The sequence below is a fragment of the Rhizobium sp. LCM 4573 genome (genome assembly GCF_001854865.1).
In the GTDB taxonomy this organism is placed as follows: Bacteria; Pseudomonadota; Alphaproteobacteria; order Rhizobiales; family Rhizobiaceae; genus Neorhizobium.
The window spans coordinates 23981-41274 of the sequence record NZ_MDDW01000001.1; the positions used below are offsets into that span (position 1 = coordinate 23981).

The 17294-nt window shown below is 58.8% G+C and carries 17 protein-coding genes and 6 tRNA genes; 5 read left to right on the forward strand and 18 right to left on the reverse strand.

What is annotated here, in order from left to right; genetic code table 11:
• Window positions 1-12: 12 nt before the first annotated feature.
• The 8 genes from LCM4573_RS00170 to LCM4573_RS00205 all read right to left on the reverse strand — a co-directional run bounded on the left by LCM4573_RS00170 (window position 13) and on the right by LCM4573_RS00205 (window position 3177).
• On the reverse strand, window positions 13-1908 hold the full coding sequence (locus LCM4573_RS00170) for a terminase large subunit (protein WP_083347254.1): 1896 nt from the start codon (window positions 1906-1908) through the stop codon (window positions 13-15).
• Window positions 1874-2260, reverse strand: a complete 387-nt coding sequence (locus LCM4573_RS00175; protein WP_071003858.1) for a hypothetical protein — start codon at window positions 2258-2260, stop codon at window positions 1874-1876. Before LCM4573_RS00175 ends, LCM4573_RS00170 begins: the two co-directional genes overlap by 35 nt.
• 413 nt (window positions 2261-2673) lie before the next feature.
• Window positions 2674-2749 (reverse strand) — tRNA-Met (locus LCM4573_RS00185).
• Between the two features lie 4 nt (window positions 2750-2753).
• A tRNA-Pro gene (locus LCM4573_RS00190) sits at window positions 2754-2832 on the reverse strand.
• A gap of 1 nt (window position 2833) precedes the next feature.
• A tRNA-Thr gene (locus LCM4573_RS00195) sits at window positions 2834-2909 on the reverse strand.
• Between the two features lie 6 nt (window positions 2910-2915).
• Window positions 2916-2989: transfer RNA gene (locus LCM4573_RS28005), tRNA-Ala, on the reverse strand.
• Between the two features lie 12 nt (window positions 2990-3001).
• Window positions 3002-3087: transfer RNA gene (locus LCM4573_RS00200), tRNA-OTHER, on the reverse strand.
• A gap of 4 nt (window positions 3088-3091) precedes the next feature.
• Window positions 3092-3177: transfer RNA gene (locus tag LCM4573_RS00205), tRNA-Ser, on the reverse strand.
• A 147-nt stretch (window positions 3178-3324) separates the two neighbouring features.
• On the opposite strand from LCM4573_RS00205, the gene LCM4573_RS00210 reads away from it, so the two are divergent.
• On the forward strand, window positions 3325-4182 hold the full coding sequence (locus LCM4573_RS00210; protein ID WP_071003860.1) for an SEC-C domain-containing protein: 858 nt from the start codon (window positions 3325-3327) through the stop codon (window positions 4180-4182).
• Window positions 4183-4327: 145 nt separating this feature from the next.
• On the opposite strand, the gene LCM4573_RS00215 is transcribed toward LCM4573_RS00210, so the two are convergent.
• The 4 genes from LCM4573_RS00215 to LCM4573_RS00235 form a co-directional block, all read right to left on the reverse strand.
• A complete protein-coding gene (locus LCM4573_RS00215; protein WP_157895474.1) occupies window positions 4328-5086 on the reverse strand; it encodes a hypothetical protein in 759 nt (252 codons plus the stop codon).
• Window positions 5087-6204: 1118 nt separating this feature from the next.
• On the reverse strand, window positions 6205-8718 hold the full coding sequence (locus LCM4573_RS00225; RefSeq protein ID WP_071003863.1) for a DUF3987 domain-containing protein: 2514 nt from the start codon (window positions 8716-8718) through the stop codon (window positions 6205-6207).
• Complete coding sequence (locus LCM4573_RS00230; protein ID WP_071003864.1) at window positions 8690-8971, reverse strand: hypothetical protein; 282 nt, start codon at window positions 8969-8971, stop codon at window positions 8690-8692. The genes LCM4573_RS00225 and LCM4573_RS00230 overlap by 29 nt, the downstream gene beginning before the upstream one ends.
• Window positions 8968-9396, reverse strand: a complete 429-nt coding sequence (locus tag LCM4573_RS00235) for a hypothetical protein (RefSeq protein ID WP_071003865.1) — start codon at window positions 9394-9396, stop codon at window positions 8968-8970. Before LCM4573_RS00235 ends, LCM4573_RS00230 begins: the two co-directional genes overlap by 4 nt.
• Window positions 9397-9461: 65 nt before the next feature.
• Between LCM4573_RS00235 and LCM4573_RS27865 the strand changes: the two genes are divergently transcribed.
• On the forward strand, window positions 9462-9722 hold the full coding sequence (locus LCM4573_RS27865; RefSeq protein ID WP_131818922.1) for a hypothetical protein: 261 nt from the start codon (window positions 9462-9464) through the stop codon (window positions 9720-9722).
• A gap of 3 nt (window positions 9723-9725) precedes the next feature.
• Here the strand turns inward: LCM4573_RS27865 and LCM4573_RS00240 are convergent, their stop codons facing one another.
• The 3 genes from LCM4573_RS00240 to LCM4573_RS00250 all read right to left on the reverse strand — a co-directional run bounded on the left by LCM4573_RS00240 (window position 9726) and on the right by LCM4573_RS00250 (window position 13366).
• Window positions 9726-9932: an AlpA family transcriptional regulator gene (locus tag LCM4573_RS00240; RefSeq protein ID WP_071003866.1), complete on the reverse strand. Its 207-nt coding sequence runs from the start codon at window positions 9930-9932 to the stop codon at window positions 9726-9728.
• A gap of 75 nt (window positions 9933-10007) precedes the next feature.
• Window positions 10008-11189 carry a site-specific integrase gene (locus LCM4573_RS00245; RefSeq protein WP_071003867.1) on the reverse strand — a complete coding sequence of 394 codons (1182 nt, stop codon included), beginning with the start codon at window positions 11187-11189 and terminating at the stop codon, window positions 10008-10010.
• Window positions 11190-11530: 341 nt separating this feature from the next.
• Window positions 11531-13366, reverse strand: a complete 1836-nt coding sequence (locus tag LCM4573_RS00250; RefSeq protein ID WP_071003868.1) for an aminopeptidase P family protein — start codon at window positions 13364-13366, stop codon at window positions 11531-11533.
• Window positions 13367-13626: 260 nt separating this feature from the next.
• On the opposite strand from LCM4573_RS00250, the gene LCM4573_RS28210 reads away from it, so the two are divergent.
• Complete coding sequence (locus tag LCM4573_RS28210) at window positions 13627-13800, forward strand: hypothetical protein (RefSeq protein ID WP_198539668.1); 174 nt, start codon at window positions 13627-13629, stop codon at window positions 13798-13800.
• Between the two features lie 206 nt (window positions 13801-14006).
• Here LCM4573_RS28210 and LCM4573_RS00255 read toward each other — a convergent pair whose 3' ends face one another.
• The 3 genes from LCM4573_RS00255 to LCM4573_RS28215 form a co-directional block, all read right to left on the reverse strand.
• Entirely contained in the window at window positions 14007-14885 is an 879-nt protein-coding gene (locus LCM4573_RS00255; RefSeq protein WP_071003869.1) for a 50S ribosomal protein L11 methyltransferase, read from the reverse strand.
• 65 nt (window positions 14886-14950) lie between these two features.
• Window positions 14951-15550, reverse strand: coding sequence for an SCO family protein (locus LCM4573_RS00260; RefSeq protein ID WP_071003870.1), 600 nt, complete (start codon window positions 15548-15550; stop codon window positions 14951-14953).
• A 127-nt stretch (window positions 15551-15677) separates the two neighbouring features.
• Window positions 15678-15836, reverse strand: coding sequence for a hypothetical protein (locus tag LCM4573_RS28215; RefSeq protein ID WP_198539669.1), 159 nt, complete (start codon window positions 15834-15836; stop codon window positions 15678-15680).
• 334 nt (window positions 15837-16170) lie between these two features.
• Between LCM4573_RS28215 and LCM4573_RS00265 the strand changes: the two genes are divergently transcribed.
• The gene (locus LCM4573_RS00265) at window positions 16171-16638 is read left to right on the forward strand and encodes a chemotaxis protein CheW (RefSeq protein ID WP_071003871.1); all 468 of its coding nucleotides are present in this window, start codon (window positions 16171-16173) and stop codon (window positions 16636-16638) included.
• 193 nt (window positions 16639-16831) lie between these two features.
• Complete coding sequence (locus tag LCM4573_RS00270) at window positions 16832-17155, forward strand: hypothetical protein (RefSeq protein WP_071003872.1); 324 nt, start codon at window positions 16832-16834, stop codon at window positions 17153-17155.
• The last annotated feature ends 139 nt before the right edge of the window (window positions 17156-17294 follow it).

Here is a 17294-nt window from a genome sequence, read left to right on the forward strand (position 1 = left end):
GAGCTCCTTACGTCACCACGTGACGCTGATCATGTTGTTTACGAATTCGTCGATGCCGTTATCGGCCGGAGGCCCATCGATCGCCGCACCCACGGCCATGGCCAGGGCCACCGCAGCATCGATACGAACCGATGCCTTCGCCTTGACAAACCAGCGATTGTCTTGGGGGTCTCGATCAAAGGCCGCCCCCATAAGGGCGGTCATGAGTACAGGGCTTCGACGAAGGCGAATGCGCCCGTCGATTATCATGTCCTCAAGCGCGGAAACCGAACCGGGCATCCAAAGACCCTGGGGTGGTGGAAGACCTGCGGCCTTAGCCGCCTCTACCTTTTCAGGTTCAGGCTTTGCCTTTACCTTCCCGCCCTGCGGATGCGCTACGTGCTGTAGGGAGAGGCCAAGCGCCTCGACCTCCTCGCGGAACTTGTCATAGGCGTACCGGTCATAGGCTATGGCCTGTATCCTAAAGCGATCGTCCAATTGTTGGACCCTGGACGCGACAAAGTCGTATCGTATTCGCTGGCCAGGCGGGGCGTACAGCCAACCGTCCCTCACCCACACGTCATATGGTGCCTTATCGGCCGCTGCCCTCGCCTGGAGGGTATCACCCGGTGTCCACGCCTCCACCCATGCGTCGAAGGTAGGGAGGCTCACAACAGAGCCATCCTCCCGCTCCATCTCCATCGTGCCGGTGGGCACAACGGCAGCAAGAACGGTCATGTCACGAGATGCGGATAGATCGACGCCCAAGTATACGGGCTGATCTGCCAGTTCCTCTTCTGGGTCGAAGTCGTCCATGACGGAATCGACGGTTTCGCGTGGCATCCATGCCTTGTCGGCATCGGTCCAGCAGCAAAAATGCAGCCGGAGAATGCCATTTAGCTTACCCGGCATCTGACGGGCTTGGTTTACAACGCCAGCAAGGTATTCCTGTGTCAGGATCGTGCCGAGGAGCGGGTTAGCCTTCTTCCAGCACGCAGGATCCTCAAGTGGATCATCGTCCTTATCGAGAGCGCACACCCATGAGAACGTGGTATCGTCGATAACCTCGCCGACATATGAGAAATCATCGTCGGGAGTTAGCGTGCCGGCGGCAACCTTTACTGCGTGCTCGTGCTCCTCCCAGCAGATGCTGTTCCTGTCCGAACCGGAGTTCGTAATCATCAACAGCAATGGCTGGCGACGAAACTTGAAGCCTCGCTCCAGCATTTCCATGGTAGAGCGATCCGGATGCTCGTGCACCTCATCGCACAATGCGAAATGCGGGCGCGGGCCAGAGCCGGACTTGCCGCTGTCCTTGGAGATCGGCCGAAAGAACGACTGCGACTTGTGATGCGCGATATTGAACTCGCGACCCATGCCGCCGCTGAACTTCAATCGCTCACTAAGTGCTGGCGCAGCACGCACCATTTTGCACGCATCCTGAAACAGGATGCCGGCCTGCTCTTTCTTGGCTGCCGCGGCATAGATTTGGGCACCTGACTCCTTGTCGGCCGTGAGGCCGTACAGGCCCACGCCGCCAGCAAAGGGCGACTTGCCGTTGCCCTTTCCCTCTTCGATGTAGGCGCGCCTAAAGCGGCGCGAGCCGTCTGATCGCATCCAGCCGAAAATCGACCCAAGCTTGAACGCCTGTGAAGGATGAAGCTTGAACGGCTTCCCTTCGAACTGACCCTCGCTAAGCTTCAGCCGCTCCTCAAAGAACCTAAAGACGCGCATGGCGGCGTCATCATCGAAATAAAGTCCTCGTTCATGGCCGGTTTCAAGGTCGTCGAAATGTCTACGGCAGGCGTTCCGAACGTGCGGGCCAGCCACCTCTTCGCCAGACAAAACTGACCGCGCATAATCACTGACGCGCTTGAGCGCCGGCCCCTCGATCTTAGTCGAGGAGGTCGTCTTTTTCCTCACCTGCATCAGGCACCGTAATCTTGCTTGCGTCCGACGGCGTCGCACCCATCTGGCCAAGCATCTGGCGTAGAAGGTTCATCGCCTGAACGCCCACGTCCTGACCAGCCATGATGCGGCCCTGAATGTTGGCGGCCATGCCGACCAGCATTCGGTGCGATTCTGTCAGCCAGGGGATTTCGCGCTCAAAGATCAGCCACGCTGATCGCGCCTTGTTCTGCTCCGTGTCCTTCAACCAGATCGGCGGCTTGCCGAGCGGACCTTTTGCGTCTGGCTCGGAGCGATCTTTGAAGCGGCCGGCATTAATCTTGTCGCGCCCCTCGGCTTTTGCCTTAGCGAGAGGCGTTCTCGGCCTCGCCATGGCATTAACTCCTTTGTCGAGGGGTCAACATTTGAATTGCAGATGCGTGCAGAAAGGGTGCCCGCCGGTCCCCGAAACGGGTCGACCTTCGACTTTCGAGCCCCCCCCCGGTCAGAGGGGCCACCCGTCCGCGCCGAATCGCACCACGGTCTGGCCTCGATCGATACGCTGCTTGGCGCCATCGTGGTGCGGCTTGCACAGCGACTGCAGATTTGCGGGATCGAAGAATAGCTCAATATCGCCCTTGTGAGAGCGTATGTGATCAACAACCGTCGCCTCAGTTACGTCTTCAGCCTCGATACAGAAGCGGCAAAGAGGCTCAATGGATAGCTGACGGTGGCGCAGTGCGCGCCACCTGGCCGTCTTGTACATCCGACGGTAGGCCGCAGCCTCTTCGGAGCGGTGGTCCGATTTGGTTGCAGAGGCGCGAGTCGAACGCGCTACATCATGGTTATGAGCCATGCGAGATAACCGTTTCTCCACTCTGCGTAACTGGTCTAGGTGGCTGGATTCGAACCAGCGATCCCCTGCGTCCAAGGCAGGTAGGGACGGCCAGGCTCCCCTACACCCAGATGGAGCCGACAGCCGGGATTGAACCAGCGACATCTTGCTTACAAGGCAAGCGCTCTACCTGCTGAGCTATGTCGGCATGAATTGGTGGAGCGTGTCGGAATCGAACCGACCGGCAGCAATCTTGCAAGGATTACCCGCTTACCCAGAGCACGTCCCATATGTGAATGATGGCGGAAGACTGAGGAATCGAACCCCTGACCTTGCGGTCCCCTCGGTTTTCAAGACCGATTGCCAACCATTTAGCGGCGCCTTCCAAATTGGCGGATAGTGATGGGATCGAACCATCGCAGCCTTTCGGCTGTACGGGTTAGCAACCCGCTGCCTTGCCACTCGGCCAACCATCCAGAAAGAGACCAAAAGCGCCAGGCTCTACCCGAAGGGAACCTGGCGCAGGATCGCCCAATGCAGCGAGAGGAGACGCGCGTCGGGCAATGGATTTGCAAACCACGTCAACGTGGTTACTGTGCTTCGCAATCTAACGAACGCTTGCCATGACACTGATAATCAGCACTATTTCAAAGCATTGCGCCACAGTAACCGCCGACATGAGACTATCTTCCGGTGGACGAACGACGACCGAATTTTCAGGAAAGGTTGGGTTTATCCGGTCCAACGACGCCGTGGCACTGTATGCATATACAGGGCTAGCTTCACTGCGCACATTCGAAGTAAAAAAGTGGATTCAGGATGCATTCCTCGATGCAAAAGCAGATGATTTCGTGGAGACAGTCTACCGGTTTGGCGAGATAGCGACCGCGAAATTTCAGAATTTGGCCTATCGAGGGCATGGCATAACGCTGTCTTTGGCGGGTTTCCACGCGAGCGGGCAGYACTTCCTCGGAACCGTCAGCAATCTAGAGGATGAATCCGGGCTCTTCTTGGAGATTCCGRACAAGACGTTTCGCGTTAGGGTCTTCCAATCTTCAGGGGACGACACAACTATCGTCTCCGTGAACGGCGTCAATCAGAACGAATTTCTGACCAACCTTCGACCCCTCAATGACTTGGTAACGCGAAATGTGCCCCCTCGTGCGATCCAAAATTGCGCAGCGGGCACTATACGAAGTCTTTCTCGTGATAGCAGAACTCACGGAACTGTAGGTAGCAATATTATCTCTTCTGCACTTTATTTCGATGGCTCCACGCAGGAGCCTAAAGCTGAGGGCATTTTCCTGCCATTTCAACGAGCGGCCGCAATATTCTCGCCCGATCTCCTGGACCTTTCTGCAGGTGTTGCGATCAACAATGTCCAGATATCTGTCGCTGGAAAGCAGATTGATCCCAATCTGCCACGGAATGCGCGGTGCTGGTGTGGCAGCGGCAAGAAATTTAAACGATGTCACGGCTAAAAGTTTTGAGGCGGTCCCGGCGATCTATCGCGAGTTCAGTGCGTCCGCGGTTCGCCGGCGCCTCAAATGAAGAAGGCCGCGCAAGGCGGCCTTTGAATTTGACTTACAAATATAACGGTTGAAGCCGCAATTTGCTGTACAGCAACTAAGCTGCTCGCCTGGGCTTCATTGCCTCGAGTTCGTGCAGAACGACACCCAATCCCATCATTAGGATAGATCCTCCGATCGACATCGCGGCTCGTTCGTTGGTCGCAAAACAGTTCCAACCGACCTGCTCGAGCTTTTTCCCCTCCAGCACCAAACGTTCGAATGGCACGAGCAAGGGCCCCAGCGCAGCGCGTATTTTGGCAAGCTTAGGAGCGGCATCGATCCTGTCTATTACAGCACGATCCCCATTCCAGGCTTTTGGTACCGACGCCGGCATCGGCTTAATCTGAAGAGGATCTGCCGTGGATTTCCCAGCGTGTTCCCTGCCGGTGAACTCGATCCCACGAAGACGTCGCGCGCCTTTGTACTTCAACTCGCCAGTTGCCGGGTCGAGCCAAGTTACCTGGTCRATCTGAAGCATGTCAGCCGGCGTATGTGCCTCACCCGTCAGCATCGCGCCGCTGTTCGCCTCTCGGTCGAGCCTCACGTAAGCCAAAAGCGGCTCCAGCATTTCTTTCCGTTGGCCCGCGAGCAACCACTTAATTGCGGGGGTGGTGTTGTCGTTGGCTGCCTTGCCGTCCCAACCCGCCCCGCGAGATGCTCGTTTGCCGATCCTGGCGACCTGTATTTTCATGGCGCGAGCCTCCTCTTTCTTACGAATATCGGCTGCCGCCTTACCGTCCCGCAGCATCTGAGCGATGTTCAGTGGTTGGCCTGTGGTGCTGCTTCTCACGACGTTGTCGTTATCTGCTTTCACGCTCTGCTCCATTTCGGTTTTGGGTCGGGCAGTTTTCGGATATCCTCACTCGCCTCCGTTGGGCAGCCGGGCGGCCACTCCATCAGAGACGCCGCGCGCTCCCGCATCCCGGCCGCAGCTCGCCGGCGTTCTTCCTCGGCAGCCGTGATGGTCACGGTACGCGAGAGGATATGTTCGCGGTCCGCCCTCGCAGCGGCGAGCTCTTCCTCCATGCGCCTGATCCGCTCCTGTAATTGCCCGATGACGATGTGCGCATTGGCCAAGTGCCGACGATAGTGTTGCCCCTGGTGCCTTGGATCACGAGGCGCGGTACTGTCGGCGGCCAAAGTCAAAGTTGCGGTTTTGGCCGCTTCACGTTCTCTCCGAGCGGATTCCTCCGCTGATCGAATGCGGCGGCTCATTTGGGCCGAACTTGGTTTGACGTGTTGGACATTGGTCCTCCTCGATTTTGAAGGTTAATCGGCTGGGCGGTGTGATGATGGTGACTGCATCCATATATAGCGCCAACATGCGCGATCAGCTGGGAGTGGTTGTGCCGCAGGTCGCGTGGTGTTGCGTGTCGGCCACAAGAGAGGGGTGGTGAACTTGCACTTCGCTGCATGAGRGAAAATATTCCCCAGGACTTTCGGTATTTGATCTTGCGGAAGTCACCATCAGCAACCATCTTGACTGCCAACTCGTGACAGCCGCGTGCTTGGGGGAGCCTCCAAGGCTGTTTCTAAATCGGAAATTCCCCCAACAAAGTCTGGCGTGCGGACGCGGCTCAACAAGGGCTTCCGCACATGAGATAGGAGATGCGTATGCACGCTTCTTTGGTTCTCGAAGCCAGTCAGTCGAAGCAGTCGTTTCGGTTGAAGTTTGACCTGAAGGTCAGTTTGGCTTCGATCCTCGCCTACTTCGGTCTGTAATAGGAAAGCCCTTCCGCTCCGGCGGGAGGGCTTTTTGTTTGGCGCCATGCAGGCGGCGGATGGACCATCAGCTTCAGATGAAGTGTCACCAATCGTCCCTTGTGCGCGGGCGAGAGAAATACCGAAATCTAGAAAGATAGATTCAAAACTTGGGACTACTTTCATGCGCGCAATGGACACTTGGTGACAGTTATCCGCTTTTGATTGCAGTTAGTAAGACGACGCAATCAGTTCGCGAACCTTTTCCCGCCGCCCCCTCTCCTTCTCCGCGCGGTGCTCAAACTCGACGTAGACGTCAGGATTAACGACGTAGGTGATGCTGTCCCTGCGCACCGCCGGCATCGGCTCCAGCCAAGACATGGCGTCCAGCCGGCGGAGAACGTCCTCCGCCTGTTCCCGGTCCATCTCCCTCATGACCCGATCGCCGCGCTGCACGTCGCGCACGGTCATCTTCTCTGGACGGTGGGTGAGTATCCAGCCAGCCACCGACAGCAGCGCATCGTGCTTATCCGACATCCCCAAGACGTTGCTGTAGAACGCCAAGGCGTGCGGAAACAGGAACTCGTGCAGGAACTCGGCGGCCCGCTGCGCCACCGCGAACGGGATGACGTGCGCCGGTCGCTCGCCCGTAGTTTCGACGCAGTGGAATATAATGCACAGGCGGGCAAAAAGCCCGTCGTACTTACCGATGTGAGCGGCCAGTTTCTTATTTAGGATCTCCCAACCCGTAGCCATTTCATGGTGCCGCTCCGATAGTTCCTGTCGCAACTCTTGGCCGGCGACGTCGAAGCGTAGCGCCACCTCTTGCATTCCCGCCTGAAGCGGGCGCTTCATCGCATAGAGGCGCCGCACAACCCCGCCATATTCCCCCACAGCCGCGGCGGGCGGGACGTCGAGGCCAACGGTGGCCGTTCCCATGCAGATTGGAAAGAGACGCTGCAGCAGGCCGTCGTCAGCCGAATCTGCCACGATCTTGCGGATTGGTTCGGGTTGAATTCCCCCGAGCATCGAAACGGACAGATTGTCGATCGCCACGACACCACGCCCGACGCGGTTGACGCTATACCCGCCACCGTTGAACGACTGAAGCCAAAAGCTGCGGTCGGCGCTTGCGCCCTTGCCTGTGCCGTACCTTTCCATGCTGCCGAACCAACCGCTGAGCTCGTCACGGATGAGCAGCACGCCCTGCGGGCTGTCCCTCAATATCTCCTGCGCAGCCTCGACGGTGACGTCTTCAATGCGCGTACGCACCTGACGCGGCGCGCTCGTCTCAGCCTTGCCGGCCTTATCCAGGGCGTCGTATTTTCGTTTCTCCTCAAGGTAGCGGCGCACCAGTTCGTCGTCTATTGAGCGCAGCGGTCGTGTCGCTGCCGCGATAACTGGCGACTTTTTCGCCGAGGGGTTGCCGATCAGCGCCACCCAAAGGCGCGCGGATTCTTCCCAGTCGTCGTGACGCTTTACACGCAGCGTAATGTCGTCGGGGATAGCCGCAGCGCAGACAGCCAATGCGGATGCCGCGAGGCCACCGGCATCAACACCCATGATTTCCGCCTGCGACACGGCGAACTTCTCAATGGCCGCCGGCAGGATACCGAGAGGTAGCGCCGGGTGCTTGCGCTGCGCCCAAGGGTCGACTGGTCGCAGCGTCGCGGTTGCTGGTATGTTATCGTTTGCGGCAGTGGGTGGCTTACTTTGAGCCGTTAGCCTCGACGACAACGCTTCCCCCATCAACCTTTCAGCCTCGCGGCGTTCACCATGTGCCGCACCAAACTTGCCCCACATGCGAGCGAAGTCGGCGCGCGCATCTCGGCTGTCGTAGCGCCTGAACCAATCTCCAGTAGCGGCCAGAAAAGCGGCGCACGCTTGTTCGGCGGTCAGACCGTCGAATGCTAGTTGCTCGACGACTTTGGAGGCCCAGGCTGAGCGGTCGCCGACATCATTCGCGGCAAGGAGACCGAGTGCAGTGTCCGATAGATCAACGCCGTCAAGCGAAGGTAATTCGCCCAATGTCACCGAGTGGTGATCTTGTTCTGYCGACATCCATGGAGCGAGCACCCGCTGGAGTTCATCAACGCTGGTCAGGCTGCCGTCCCAAGCTTCGGCAACGGTTACAGAGGCGGGTTTCGCCGACCGTCCGCGGGCGAGCTTTTTTCGGTTCGGCCAGTTCAAGGTGCCAGGAATACGCCACACGTGCGCCACATCGCCGGTTCCGTGGTCGGACTGTGTAGCGCGCTTCAAGGCTGCGGCGAGTGGCTTGGCATCTGATGGTGGTAGCGGCTTGTCGAAAAGAATAAAAGGTTGGAAATTCCCCGGCGACGTCTCCAGACGGAGACTTTCCTCGATGGGAACGGTCCCCGCTCTGCCGGTATCCGCATCGAGATCGACGACAAGCCCTAGGACCGCGACGATGTCGGCCTCCCCGCCTCGCGTGCCCCGTTTCAGCCCTTTGCGCATTACCTGCAGGCCTGTGAAGACGTTCGCGTTCGGAGTGTGAGCATGGGCCAGTACCGCATCCACCATGCCGTCTACATCGCCTACGGCATGATGCGTTACAGTTCCTGGCGCGTCGTTGTTGCCGATAGGATCCGCCAAATAACAGGAGGTAACCAGCACGCCATCCACGCCTGCAGCGAGCTGGTGCAACATTTCAACGTGGGTGCGGACGGCTGCCTGGTCGAACGACGGAAAGGAGCGATCAGGCGGCGTTTGCGGAAGTGGTGTCATTGGCTGTTACGTGCTCCGAATATATATTGGCAGCGGCTTCGGTGATTTCAGCGGCGGTACTCGGTGCAAATGTCACCGATCGGCGACCACCAAGGGCGGTGGGCGCGTATGTCAGCATGCGCCCGTCTGGCGCGCGCAACAGGCGCATCCCACAGATCCGGATGTCACCGGTGATCTGGAGATCAAACGTGGCTATAAGCGTCATCGTCCCGCCGCCCGGATGAGCGGCGGGTGTCAGGTTCTGGATTTTCATTGCGCCACGAGCGCCAGTGTGAGCGGACCGAAGTCGCCTGCAGTACGGGCTCCGATCCGTGCGGCGAAGTAGCGGCCAACAATTTCGCGAGTATCATCTACTCGCTCGGCCACGCCGCACGCGCGAAGAAACGCATCCAAACGATCTGACCGCCGTCTCCCCTCCCGATCGGTCAGAAAAACAATCGTTAGGTTGCCGTCGCGATGTCCTGGTCCGACCGGCTCGGCTTCGACGGTCAGACAAGCTAGGTTGTCCTCAGCCTCGTTGATGCTTACGGATTTGACGCGCCAGCCGTACCAGCCTCGCACATTCGCCATACGAGCTGCAGCGGACCGCTCAACGCGAGCCACGAGATCGGGGTGTTCGCCCATCGTAAAGGCAATGACGCTACCCAAGCTTGGGCCCTGGACTCCGAAAATTGACATGAGGTCTCCTCTCGCCGGCACAACAGCCGGTCGGCAAGTGGTTGATGGTGGTGGCGAGATCGGGCATGCCGACCGATTTTACTGCTTTCGGAAACTTCGCCCCTGCATTAGTGTTTACTAATGAGGAGGAAGCTGAAATGAAACACGTCGACAACCGGCAAGTACGTGTACCCGGTCCGCCACGCGATCACTGCGTTGAGAGTTCATGTGGCAAGGCCGGAATGAGCCAGAAGGAAACTCAGCGGATGCTGAAGCTCCTCGGCAAACGAGCGGCGATCCACGAACTTTCGATCAATGTGAAGGACCGACCGCCGAAGTTTCGTTAGTGGTTAGGCGGCCCTCGCGTCGATTTTCGCCCTGATCCAGGCGAGCACCTCAGATCTCACGAAAGCTACACGGCGCTCGCCGAGTTCGACCGAGACAGGGAAGCGTCCTTCGGCGCGATATCTGTTGAGCATCGTCCGGCTCATACTGGTGAGCCGGCAGGCTTCGTTCAGCGAAATCAAGGAGGGATAATTATCGTTTGCTACGTCCATGCCATCTCCTTCTCGTTGTTAGTAGGGAGACGCTGGTGGTTACATTGGCGACTGTCAATATAGCCGTAATGGGAGCTACTTGCTGCTGAGGAAGTTCGCCCACGCCTGCATCAACTGCCTGCGCCGCTCTAGGGCATCAGACCTGGCGTAGGACCGCTCAACCGCATCCCCCACCGCATGCGCGAGGGCTGCCTCGGCAATCTCGCGGGGCGCGTGCGCAATTTCTGTCGACCAGTCGCGGAAGGTGCTCCGAAACCCGTGGACGGTGAAAGTTGATCCGCCGGCCGCAGAGAGGGCTTTGGCGAGGCTTGCGTCCGAGAGAGGCTTCTTGTCCCTCACCCCTGGGAAAACGTAATGGTTAACGGATTTCTTTTTCATATCTTCGAGCAGAGTTACTGCTTGATCGGACAAGGGTACGCGGTGCGCCTTACCTGCCTTCGTCCGATCGGCAGGTATTGTCCAAATATTCTCTGTTAGATCAATTTCGGACCACACTGCACCCCTCGCCTCGCCGCTACGAACTGCAGTCAGGATGGTCAGCTCCAAAGCTCGTGCGGCTACGCCATCAATCTTGGCGAGTTTCGTCATGAACGCCGGCGTGTTAGCATACGGCATGGCCGCGTGATGCTTCCGCGAGGCAAGATCGTTCGGTTTGTGCAAAACGTGCTCTAAGTTGCCTTTCCAGGCGGCTGGGTTCTCGCCGGAACGATGTCCCTCGACCTTGGCAGCGTCTAGGACCCGCTCTATCGCCTCGCGTAGCTTTTCGGCCGTTTCCTGCTTCTCGCCCCACAGCGGACGTAGCGTAGCGACTACATCAGTAACACCGATGCTGGCGATATCCTTCGCACGTAATGGCTTAGCGTGCGACCCTAGCAGGTTTCTCCACCTAGCCTCTGTTTTCGCCCCCCGCCAGCGACCAGCCTTTACAGCGGCATCTATGAAATCGTCGGCATACGCACCGAACGTGATGGCCTTCGGTGACGCTTCATCCGCCACACGCCTGGCCGCAAGCGGGTCGATCCCCTGCCTAACCAGCTTGCGAGCGTCCTCGGCTTTGTCTCGTGCTTCTGCGAGTCCAACCGAATGCAGCGGCCCCAGCCCCATCTCGCGTCTCCGACCCGCGAATGTGTAGGCGAAGATCCAATACCGGCCATTACCCTTTGCCACGAGATACAGACCGCCTCCGTCGCGCAGCTTCTTCGCCTTGCTGGCGGCAATCGATTTCACCGTCAGCAGGTTCTTGGTATGGCTCCCCATCGAATTCTTCCCCACAATTTCCCCACTTTAAGGGTGTGCGCTATATTTGCGCACTATGGTTAGAATAGTCAAGCATCACCATGAAATAACACAATTTTCTCGGATGAGAATTACCATCATGGAGCAATATGGGCATTAAAAATTATCCGACCCGGGGAGCCAGTTTTTCCAGCTAGATAGCTGATATTATTGCAGGAGTTGGATCGCCGATCCAGCTCCTTAATTTTTTCCGCCTACCCTTCGAATATTGGCGCAAAAAGAAACCCCGCCAGCAGAGGGCGGGGTTTTCCTTACGCAGTCCCATGCAGCTCGCCGCGGGCAAAGCCCATGGCGTGGCGGTGTCACGCCTCAAGCGGCTCGGTGGCCCCGATGAGCCATTCGCGAACAGCCTCGTTCTCGATCAGAGGCAACAGCTTTTCGCGCGTCTCTGCGTGATAGTCATTGAGCCAGGAAAGCTCCTCGCCGGTCAGCAGTTCCGGCAGGACCAGCCGCCTGTCGATCGGGCACCAGGTCAGCGTCTCGAAGGAGCGCATGGGCACGTCGCCGCCCTCGATCTCCTCCGCCTCCCGCACGAAGACGAGATTCTCGATGCGGATGCCGTAGGCGCCAGGGCGATAGTAGCCGGGTTCGTTGGAAAGAATCATGCCGGGCAGCAGTTCCTGCGTGGAAAGCCGCGAAATGCGCTGCGGCCCCTCGTGGACGGAAAGATATGATCCAACGCCATGGCCGGTTCCATGCGCGAAATCGCCGCCCGCCTTCCAGAGCGCGATGCGGGCAAGAGGATCGAGATCGCAGCCGCGCGTGCCCTTCGGAAAACGCGCGGTGCTGATGGCGATCATGCCCTTCAGAACCAGGGTGAAGAAGCGCTTACGCTCGGCCGGCACGGCGCCGATCGCCACGGTGCGCGTGATGTCGGTGGTGCCGTTGATATATTGCGCGCCCGAATCGATGAGGAATAGTTCGCCGGCATTGATCGGCCGATCCGTCTCCGTCGTTACCCGATAATGCATGATGGCGGCGTGCTCGCCGGCGCCGGAAATCGTATCGAAGGAAATATCGCGCAGCGGGTTCTGCATGTTCTGGCCGACGCGCACGCGCGTGGCCTCCAGCGCCTTCACCGCCTGGATTTCCGTCACCTTTCCGGGCTGCTGCTGGTCAAGCCAGTAGAGGAATTCGACCATAGCGGCACCATCCTGCAGATGCGCCTGGCTCGACCCCTCGAGCTCCGCCTTGTTCTTGCAGGCTCGCGCCAGCTTGGCGGGATCGTTCGTTTCCACGACCTCACCGCCGGCCGATTTGATGGCCGTGATCAGCGCGAACGGCGCGAGGTCGGGATCGACAATTATCCTGCCGCCATCCGCCGCCACGCGCGCAAGCCGGGCGGCAAATTCGTCCGGCTGGCGCTGCACCGCGAGCTGAGCCAAATAGGCGGCGCTCTCGATGCCCGTCTTCAATCGGTCGAGGAAGATTTCCGGCTTGCCTTCCGCCGGAATGATGGCACGCGACAAGGGATGAGGCGTGTGGGGCACGTCGTCGCCGCGGATATTGAATATCCATGCCACCGACGAGGGATCGGTGACCAGAACGGCGGACGCCTCCTTTTCCCTCACGAGCGAGACGATTTCGGCAATCTTGTCCTTGGCAAGCTTGCCCGCATGCTCCTCCTTCTGGATAGCGACCGCGCCCAACGGCTCGGCCGGGCGATCGCTCCAGAGCTGGTCGACCGGATTGGCGGAAAGGAGGACGAGCGAGCCGCCGATGCCGACCAGCGCCTTCTCCAGTTTGCGCACCTCGGCCGGCGAATGCAGCCAGGGATCGATACCGAGTCGGAAGCCCTTCGCTGCGTTCTTCGGCAGCCAGAGATGCGGCGGCTCGTTGACGAGGTCGCCGCCGGTGAACACCGTTCCGTCCACCTGCTCGGCGAGCTGGGTCACGTAACGCCCATCGACGAAGACGATCGCTTGGGCGTGGGTAATCAGCGCCACACCCGCAGACCCCGTAAAGCCGGTGAGCCATGAGAGCCGCTCGGCCGAAGCAGGCACGTATTCGCCCTGGTATTCGTCGGCGCGCGGCACGAGGAAACCATCTATACCGAGATCGGCAAACCGCCCCCGCAAAGCCGTGACCCGTTCGCGGCCGAATTGCGGGGAGGATTTCGTTTCGAAAGACTGGAACATGGCTTTATCCGGAAAGAGATGACGATTCCGCAGGAGGGATGATCATCACGTTAGCCTATTTTTCGGCCCGGAGGCCAGCCACACCTGAAATGCCGCCGGTTTGTGCAGGCGCTAACGCCAAGCAGTGTCTTAATTGGCATCCTATGCGCTGAATGCATAACACCTTTGATATCAGCCCCCTCACTGAGCACCTCGGAAATCCATATATTCAAATCATCGAACGGGCGCCGAACAAGGCCCGTCATCAGAGGAACAACCCGATGGCCAACTCTTTCTTCCGCAATGCCTTCCAGCGCGTTGTCGAGGCACGCGAACGTCAGGCCAGCCGCTACGTCAACGGCGCCCTTCTCAGCCTCGACGACGAGACGCTGAAGGGCCTTGGCACCAGCCGTGAAGAACTGCGCCGCAAGGGCGCATCCAGCTACGTATTCTGATCTCCTCCCCGGAAAGAAGCTCTCCTCCCAACCTCTTTCCGACGTCAGAATACGAGAGTCCGCTTGAGCGTCTCCTCCCTGGCTCGCGGGCACCGATCAGTCCAGAACTGGTCGCAAGGCGGTACCTTCGGGTGCCGCCTTTTTCTTTTGCGGGAACTCTTCTGATATGCGCGTTTCGCAATGCTGCATTGCGAAACATAACCTCATCAGCCGTGGCGCAGATGAATCGTCACCCAACCGTTGCGCCAGATGGTTCTGACATGACGAAGCTTGACACCGTTATAGGCGGCGAGCACCTTCCAGCGTTGTTCTGCAAGGATGCCGGAAAGGATCACGGAGCCGCCGGGCGCCAGATGCGAGGCAAGCTGCGGCGCCATCTTCATCAGCGGGCGCGCCAGGATATTGGCGATGATGAGATCGAACGGACCTTCGCGCCGGAATGCAGGGGAATGGAAGCCCGCCGCGGTTTCGAGCCGAAGACCGCTGACGATACCGTTTCGCCGGACATTTTCGCGGGCGACCCGCACCGCGACGGGATCGATATCGGTCGCTAGAATCGGAATATCCCTGATCTTCCTGAGCGCGATCGCCAGAACCCCGCTGCCGGTGCCTAGATCAAGCGCGTTGCGCACCTTGCGCGCGCGCACTACCTGCTCGATCATTTCAAGGCAACCGGCCGTCGTGCCGTGGTGGCCTGTGCCGAAGGCCTGGCCCGCATCGATCTCGATGGAAATATCGTTCGTCGCCACCTTGTCGCGATCATGGGAGCCGTGGACAAGGAAGCGCCCTGCCCTGACGGGCTTCAGCCCTTCCAGAGACCTGGCGATCCAGTCGACATCGGGAATGACCTCGCGCTCGATCGCGGCATTCGGGAAGGCATGCCGAAGGCCTTCGGCCATGCGTCCGCGCACGATATCTTCCTCGTCCGCCATAAGGTAGACGGAGGCCTCCCAAATGTCCTTCTTCTCGTCCACCTCGGTGGTGGCAATTGCAAAGTCTTCCTCGCCGAACACATCGGAAAGGATATCGAGGATTGCGGCCGCGCCCTTTTCGGTGGCGGTGACGTAAAGACGGATTTCGCTCAAGGAGATGGTCTTTCTTTATACGGGCACGCCGGAGCATTGCCACAGAAGCCCGTCCGGCTTCAAGATCACCCCTTGATCAGGTTCTTGAGCTTCTTGACCGCAACCTCGGGATTTTCGCCGTATGCGATAGTGCCGGCGAAACGACCGCCCCCATCCAGCAGGAAGACGGAAGCCGTGTGGTCCATGGTATATTCACCGTTGGGCTCTTTCTCGTCCACCGGCACTTTCTTGGCATAGACCTTGAAGCCCTTGATCATCTCGGCGACCTTTTCCGGCGGGCCGGAAATGCCGGTGACCCGATCGGTGACGTTGGAAATGTACTGCCCGAGAATTTCCGGCGTATCCCGTTCCGGATCGACGCTGACGAAATAGCCCTGTAGGCGGGTGCCGTCCGGATCGACCTGCCTCATCCAGCCATTGAGTTCGAAGAGCGTTGTCGGGCAAACCTCGGGACAATGCGTGAAGCCGAAGAAGAGCGCTGTCGGCTTGCCGCGAAAGGCTTGCTCGGAAATCGGCTGGGCGTTCTGCGCGACAAGCTGGAACGGAACGCCGAATGGCGCTTCCGTCAGTTGCTCCTTCGAGCGCGTCACCTCCAAGGTGAGCCAGGCGAGCACGCCCGCAAGCACGACGACGGCAGCCCAGAGGATCATGCGGAAGGTTTTCATGCTGTTTCTCTCGAAATCCTGCGACAGGACATATCAAAGACAGTCCGCAGAGCGATACTCTCCGGCCACCCGAGGCGCAAATCAATAAGATGCGTCTTGCCGGAACGCGCCAATTTGTCCCAGCGAACTACATGCACCAGGAAAGCCCGTTTTCGACAAGCGTCAGGAAAATGGAGGAACCTTGCTGAACCCAGCCGTAGAAAACGGCCCCGGACAGGCCAATGAAAGCCGCAGCCCCGAGAAGGAAGAGCGGCAGGCGCGATCGGGATGTCAGGTCCTGTTCCATGAAACCATTCTACCCTCGAGCAACAGGTGAGAAAAGCCCCGGAAACGGGCGTCAATTAGCACAAGATTAATCTCTCTCTGAGAGCCTGTTTTCACGAAGTGGTTCGCGGGGTTGGCGGCATCTTCTTCGGACACCGCGATATCGCGGCCAGGCGGCCCACGTTAGGCCGCTTTCCGTGCCCCTCCCCACCAGGCCTTATGAAAAGGCAGGATGAACCTTCTCCAACATTCGTGTCTGGCCGCAAACGGCGCAATCCCCATGGGTATCGCGCAGGGCGTTTAGCGGTTGCCGGCAAAGACATGCGTCAAGACAAAGACAACTGGAAGAGTTTGACATGACCAACGCCATCAAGCAGTCCGGAGCCCATCTCGAGATCGTCTCCTTTCATCTCGGCGATCAGGAATTCTGCATCGACATCATGGCGATCCGCGAAATCCGCGGCTGGGCGCCGGTAACCCCGATGCCGCATACGCCTTCCTATGTGCTCGGCCTCATCAACCTGCGCGGCGCGGTGAYCCCGGTCATCGACATGGCCTGCCGCCTCGGCATGAAGATGACCGAGCCTTCCGAGCGCTCCGCCATCATCGTCACCGATATCGCCGGCAAGCTGGTCGGACTGCTCGTCGAGCAGGTTTCCGACATGATGACGATCCGCAGCGAAGACCTGCAGCCGGCGCCGGAAATCATCCCCGAAGCGCAGCGCGCCTTCTGCCGCGGCATCGTGGCGCTCGAAAAGACGATGGTCTGTTTCCTCAATCTCGACACAGTGATCGCCGACGAGCTGGCCCGCGAAGCCGCCTGATTTTGCACCGCACAATATACCTCACTACCTTCCGTCACACGCGCACGTGGCGGAAGGTTAAATTATTGTAATCATTACATATTTGTAATATCCTACAAGGAACTCAAAGCGCAATGCCGAGTTTTCCTGTCGCAAAACGCCCAACCGAACCGCTCAAAACTCTTCGGCTGGTTACGAAGATAGGAGAATGACCATGAAAAAGGCTTTTGCTCTTGCAGTCCTGCTGTCGGCCGCTTCGATCGGTGGCGCCTATGCGCGTGACACGGGCACCGCCGCCATGCCCGCCGATGATGTTCGCATCGTCTATACCAATCCCGAACAGGACGACAGCGCCAGGATATTGGGCGTACCGGATAGTTTCATTCACCCCACCCGGGAGATGACCCAAGCAGCCCAGAGCGAAATCAGAAGTGACCGCGCGCTCCATGCGGAACTCGTCGGCCATAACGTCCAGCTCAACAATGTCGTGGCGATCGACACGGCGGCCAATGGCGGCAAGATCGTTTACATCCGCTAATAATCTGCCTTTCCGAACATGACTTTTTGAAACAGGCCCGCATCGCCGGGCCTGCTTTCATGTCGGCTCTATGAATTGACACAGGACACGCCCCATGGCTGTATCCGACAACATATCGCAACATTCGGGTTACGCTTTG

Coding starts and splice junctions, on each gene's coding strand:
- LCM4573_RS00245 (WP_071003867.1), bottom strand. CDS start 11,189: ATGGGGAGCCATACCAAGAACCTGCTGACGGTGAAATCGATTGCCGCC.
- LCM4573_RS00250 (WP_071003868.1), bottom strand. CDS start 13,366: ATGTTCCAGTCTTTCGAAACGAAATCCTCCCCGCAATTCGGCCGCGAA.
- LCM4573_RS00240 (WP_071003866.1), bottom strand. CDS start 9,932: ATGGACGTAGCAAACGATAATTATCCCTCCTTGATTTCGCTGAACGAA.
- LCM4573_RS00170 (WP_083347254.1), bottom strand. CDS start 1,908: ATGCAGGTGAGGAAAAAGACGACCTCCTCGACTAAGATCGAGGGGCCG.
- LCM4573_RS00260 (WP_071003870.1), bottom strand. CDS start 15,550: ATGAAAACCTTCCGCATGATCCTCTGGGCTGCCGTCGTCGTGCTTGCG.
- LCM4573_RS00270 (WP_071003872.1), top strand. CDS start 16,832: ATGAAAAAGGCTTTTGCTCTTGCAGTCCTGCTGTCGGCCGCTTCGATC.
- LCM4573_RS00230 (WP_071003864.1), bottom strand. CDS start 8,971: ATGAAAATCCAGAACCTGACACCCGCCGCTCATCCGGGCGGCGGGACG.
- LCM4573_RS00235 (WP_071003865.1), bottom strand. CDS start 9,396: ATGTCAATTTTCGGAGTCCAGGGCCCAAGCTTGGGTAGCGTCATTGCC.
- LCM4573_RS27865 (WP_131818922.1), top strand. CDS start 9,462: ATGCCGACCGATTTTACTGCTTTCGGAAACTTCGCCCCTGCATTAGTG.
- LCM4573_RS28210 (WP_198539668.1), top strand. CDS start 13,627: ATGGCCAACTCTTTCTTCCGCAATGCCTTCCAGCGCGTTGTCGAGGCA.
- LCM4573_RS00175 (WP_071003858.1), bottom strand. CDS start 2,260: ATGGCGAGGCCGAGAACGCCTCTCGCTAAGGCAAAAGCCGAGGGGCGC.
- LCM4573_RS28215 (WP_198539669.1), bottom strand. CDS start 15,836: ATGGAACAGGACCTGACATCCCGATCGCGCCTGCCGCTCTTCCTTCTC.